Annotated in this window: 1 protein-coding gene; it reads right to left on the bottom strand. The window is 72.6% G+C overall.

Translation table 11 applies throughout. The features are described from left to right. Positions 1 to 558 (bottom strand): helix-turn-helix domain-containing protein (locus OO52_RS45615; protein WP_037671689.1); only part of this gene is annotated, 558 nt, incomplete at both ends.

Raw genomic sequence — 558 nt, 5'->3', positions numbered from 1 at the left:
GGTGTTCGGCCCACCAGGTGCGGAAGTCGGTGTCGTGGAGGGAGAGTTCGCCGACGAGGCGGGCGAGTTCGGGGTCGTCGGGGTCGGCCGCGGCTTCCATGCGCAGGGCGGCCACGGCTTCGCGGGTGTCGTGTTTCCATTCCCGGTGCAGGGCTCGGATGGCGGGGTCGGTGAACAGCAGGTGGATGTAGTTGCGGCGGGCGGGTGGGAGTGTGGCGAAGTCGGTGTAGAGGGCGGTTGCGGCCGGGTTCCAGGCGAGGATGTCCAGGCGTTTGCCGAGGACGAGTGCGGGGGTGTGGGTGAGCTGGTCGAGCAGGCGGCGCATGGCGGGTCGCAGGCGTTGGGCGGGGCGGCGCCTGCGGGGCCGGTCGTCGGTGCGTCCGGCGAGTTCGTAGAGGTATTTCTGCTGGTCGTCGTCGAGGCGCAGGGCGCGGGCCAGGGTGGCCAGTACGGGGGCGGAGGCGCGGACGCGGCCCTGTTCCAGGCGGGTGTAGTAGTCCACGCTGATCGCGGCGAGCCGGGCGACCTCCTCGCGGCGCAGTCCGGCGACGCGGCGGG

The organism is Streptomyces flaveolus (assembly GCF_000716535.1).
GTDB classification, from domain to species: domain Bacteria; phylum Actinomycetota; class Actinomycetes; order Streptomycetales; family Streptomycetaceae; genus Streptomyces; species Streptomyces flaveolus_A.
Note: the sequence above shows the minus strand (reverse complement) of the source record. Positions and strands in the feature narration are given on the sequence as shown.